Here is a 3704-nt window from a genome sequence, read left to right on the forward strand (position 1 = left end):
TGCGACAAACCGAAGGTGGAAACCCCGCCGCCGACCGTGGTTGCGGTGCCTGTTCCGGTTCCGGGCCCTGCAGGGCCGGCTGGCGCCACGGGCGATACCGGCGCCAAGGGAACGACCGGTTCCACCGGCGCTCCGGGCTACACCGGGGCCACGGGCGACACCGGAGCGGCAGGCAACACCGGCGCAACGGGTGACACCGGCCAGACCGGAAAAACCGGCAAGACCGGCGGCGACACGGTGATTGTCGTACCGGAACCCAAGCGCTGAGTTTCCCGCCCCGCGCACAGGCGGCATGAACAAACGCTGACGCTGCCTTGGCGCGGGACTTGGGTAGGCCCCCTCAGCCAGCGTGCGGGAGACCCTGAAATGGCAACAGAAACACCCTCGCAACCCTGGTGGCTGGAAGCGCCCGAAGGCGCGGCCGAACCCGGCGCTTCAACCAGCGGCCTGTCGAGTGCCGAAGCCCGCACCCGCCTGGCCAGCCATGGCCCCAACCTGTTCCGCGATCACCAGGAAAAGCCCTTGTGGCGGCAGTTCCTGACCCGTTTCCAGAATCCGCTGGTGGTGCTGCTGCTGGTGGCCAGCGCGGTGTCCGCCATGACCGGCGAGCTGACCAATTTCATCATCATCTCGGTCATGGTGCTGTTCAGCGTCACGCTGGATTTTGTCCAGGAGCACCGGGCCGGCAAGGCCGCGGCCAGCCTGCGCCAGTCGGTCTCGGTGCGGGCCAGGGTGATCCGCGACGGCAAGCCGATCGAGGTTGCCGTCACCGATGTCGTGCCGGGCGATCTTGTGGTGCTCTCGGCCGGCGACATGATTCCCGCCGATGGCCGGGTCATCGAAGCGAACGACTTCTTCGTCAAGCAGGCCTTGCTGACCGGCGAGCCCTACCCCGTGGAAAAACGGCCGGGCGAGCTGGCGGCCGGCACCGTCGACATCCAGGATGCCGCCAACGCGGTGTTCATGGGCACCATCGTGATCAGCGGCAGCGCCCGGATCCAGGTTGTCAGAACCGGGGTCGGCACCGCCATCGGTGCCATTGCCGACACCCTGACCCGGGCACCGCCGGCGACATCCTTCGAAATTGGCACGCACCGTTTCGGCATGCTGATCATGCGCCTGACGATCCTGCTGGTGCTGTTCGTGCTGCTGGTCAACGCCTTCATGCACAAGCCGTGGCTCGAATCCTTCCTGTTTGCCGTGGCGCTCGCCGTGGGGCTCACGCCCGAACTGCTGCCCATGGTGGTTTCGGTCACGCTGGCCCGTGGCGCGCTGCTCATGGCCAGGAAAAAGGTGATCGTCAAACGCCTGGCGGCGATCCAGAACCTGGGGTCGATGGACGTGCTATGCACCGACAAGACCGGCACCCTGACCGAAGCCAAAATCAGGCTGGAAAAACACACCGATCCGCAAGGCGGGCCGAGCGAACGGGTGCTCGAGCTGGCCTATCTCAACAGCTTCTTCGAAACCGGCCTCAAGAGCCCCCTCGACGAGGCGATCCTGGCCCACGAAGAAATCGACGTGAGCGCCTGGAAAAAGATCGACGAAGTCCCCTTCGATTTCGAGCGGCGCCGCGTCTCGGTGCTGCTCGACAAGGGTGAAGGCCGCCTGCTGGTGGTCAAGGGCGCCCCGGACGAAATCATCGGCCTGTGCAAGAGCTACGAAGAACAGGGCAATACCGCGCGGACTCCGCTCGATAAAGCGGCCCTCGCAAAGATCCACGCCGTGCAGGCCGATCTCGAAAAAGAGGGCTTTCGGGTGCTCGGCATCGCCTGGCGCGAGGTGTCCGCCGACCACGCCCACGCGATGGTCGGCGATGAATCGGAACTGGTCTTCGCGGGCTTTGCCGCGTTTCTCGACCCGCCCAAAGAAAGCGCCGGCGCAGCGCTCGCGGCCCTCACGGACAGCGGAATCAGCGTAAAGATCGTTACCGGCGACAGCGAACTGGTTACCCAGCACGTGTGCGGGCAGCTCAACATTCCGGTCACTGGCGTCCTCACCGGCAAGGAAATGGCCTTGATGGACGACACCGCGCTGCGCGCCCGGGTGGAAAAAGCCAACCTGTTCTGCCGCGTCAACCCGGCCCAGAAAGAGCGCGTCATCCTCGCCCTCAAGGCCCGCGGGCATGTGGTCGGCTACCTGGGCGACGGCATCAACGACGCGCCCTCGCTGCACGCGGCGGATGTGGGCCTGCCGGTGGATTCGGCGGTGGATGTGGCCAAGGAGGCCGCCGACATGATCCTGCTGGATCACGATCTCAACGTGCTCTACGACGGGGTGATGGAAGGCCGGCGCACCTTCGGCAACATCATGAAGTACATCATGATGGGCACCAGCTCCAACTTCGGAAACATGTTCAGCATGGCCGGCGCAGCCCTGTTCCTGCCCTTCCTGCCCATGCTCCCCACCCAGATCCTGCTCAACAACGTGCTCTACGACATGTCCGAAGTGCCGATTCCGCTGGACCAGGTAGACCCCGAGGAGCTGCGTAAGCCCCGCGTGATGGACATCGGCTTCATCCGCAATTTCATGCTGGTGATCGGCCCCATCAGTTCGGCCTTCGACTTCCTGATCTTCTACGTCATGCTCCACGTGCTCAACGCGGACGCCAGGCTCTTTCAGACCGGCTGGTTCATCGAGTCGCTGTGCACCCAGGTGCTGGTGATCTTCATCATCCGCACCCGCGGCAATCCATTCAAAAGCCGCCCCCACCCTGCGCTGGTGGCAACCTCACTGGGTATCGCAACGCTTGGCGCGGTGCTGCCCTTTACGCCGCTGGGCGCCTACTTCGGCTTTGTCCAGCCGCCGGCGCAGTTCTATTTCATTCTCGGCGGAATGGCGCTGGCTTATCTCGTGGTCGTCGAAATCGCCAAGAGGGGGTTTTACCGGTGGTACGAAAGCCACCGTGCGGTGAGACTGCCCGGGGCTTGAAAAAAAGGCCCGGCGGGAAAGCCGGGCCGGGCATTACTTCGAGTTCACTTCTTGATCTCGTGGCCGATGACGCCGCCCACCGCCGCACCGCCCACGGTGCCGACGGCGCTGCCGCCGGTCAATACCGAGCCGCCAATCGCACCGATACCGGCCCCGATGGCCGTGCTCTTGTCCTGCGCCGACATGCCGGCACACCCGCCAAGTCCCAAGGCCAGCGTGGCGAGCACGCCCAGGGTGGCAGCGCGGAGGGTTTGTTTTTGAGTGGTTTTCATGATCTGGCCTCTTCCTTTCGATGGATGCGACCGGCACGGACGGCGCGGCCTCTTGAGAACGATTCAAGTCTGGGCCTCGCACCGCCGAGCGTCTGTTCGCCATCGCACAGACGCAGAAAGGAGCCTGAGTAGCCTGTGAAGTACATACACGGCCCCATCAAGGAGACATCAAATGTCCATCGGAACCATTCTGCTCATCGTGCTGATCCTGCTTCTCATCGGCGCCATCCCGACGTGGCCCCACAGCCGGAGCTGGGGTTACGGCCCCAGCGGAGGGCTCGGGCTGGTCGTCGTCATCCTGATCGTGCTGGTCCTGCTGGGAAGGATCTGACGCGCCGGGCCCGGAGGCAGGTTTGGCGCTGGGCCATCACGCACGCCCCTGTTGGGGCGACTTCAGTCGCCCGCGGACTCCGATCAACGGCTTGCCCGTGATTCAACGTGGGGATGGGCGACTGAAGTCGCCCCAACAGTCTGCCGCGGCCCCTGCGGGAGACGAATGAA

Annotated in this window: 3 protein-coding genes and 1 pseudogene; 3 read left to right on the forward strand and 1 reads right to left on the reverse strand. The window is 64.6% G+C overall.

The window, feature by feature from the left end; translation table 11 throughout:
• Positions 1–267: pseudogene (locus Q1W26_RS11080) on the forward strand (collagen-like protein); the annotation flags it as partial.
• A gap of 99 nt (positions 268–366) precedes the next feature.
• Positions 367–2931 (forward strand): magnesium-translocating P-type ATPase, encoded by a 2565-nt coding sequence (mgtA, locus tag Q1W26_RS11085; RefSeq protein ID WP_300439825.1) that lies wholly within the window; start codon positions 367–369, stop codon positions 2929–2931.
• A gap of 44 nt (positions 2932–2975) precedes the next feature.
• On the opposite strand, the gene Q1W26_RS11090 is transcribed toward mgtA, so the two are convergent.
• The gene (locus Q1W26_RS11090; protein ID WP_366143667.1) at positions 2976–3203 is read right to left on the reverse strand and encodes a glycine zipper 2TM domain-containing protein; all 228 of its coding nucleotides are present in this window, start codon (positions 3201–3203) and stop codon (positions 2976–2978) included.
• Between the two features lie 178 nt (positions 3204–3381).
• Here Q1W26_RS11090 and Q1W26_RS11095 point away from each other — a divergent pair, with 178 nt between their 5' ends.
• Positions 3382–3534 (forward strand): DUF3309 family protein, encoded by a 153-nt coding sequence (locus tag Q1W26_RS11095; RefSeq protein WP_366143668.1) that lies wholly within the window; start codon positions 3382–3384, stop codon positions 3532–3534.
• The last annotated feature ends 170 nt before the right edge of the window (positions 3535–3704 follow it).

Origin of the sequence: Zoogloea sp. (genome assembly GCF_030157465.1) — a bacterium.
Lineage (GTDB): Bacteria > Pseudomonadota > Gammaproteobacteria > Burkholderiales > Rhodocyclaceae > Zoogloea.

Coding starts and splice junctions, on each gene's coding strand:
- mgtA (WP_300439825.1), top strand. CDS start 367: ATGGCAACAGAAACACCCTCGCAACCCTGGTGGCTGGAAGCGCCCGAA.
- Q1W26_RS11090 (WP_366143667.1), bottom strand. CDS start 3,203: ATGAAAACCACTCAAAAACAAACCCTCCGCGCTGCCACCCTGGGCGTG.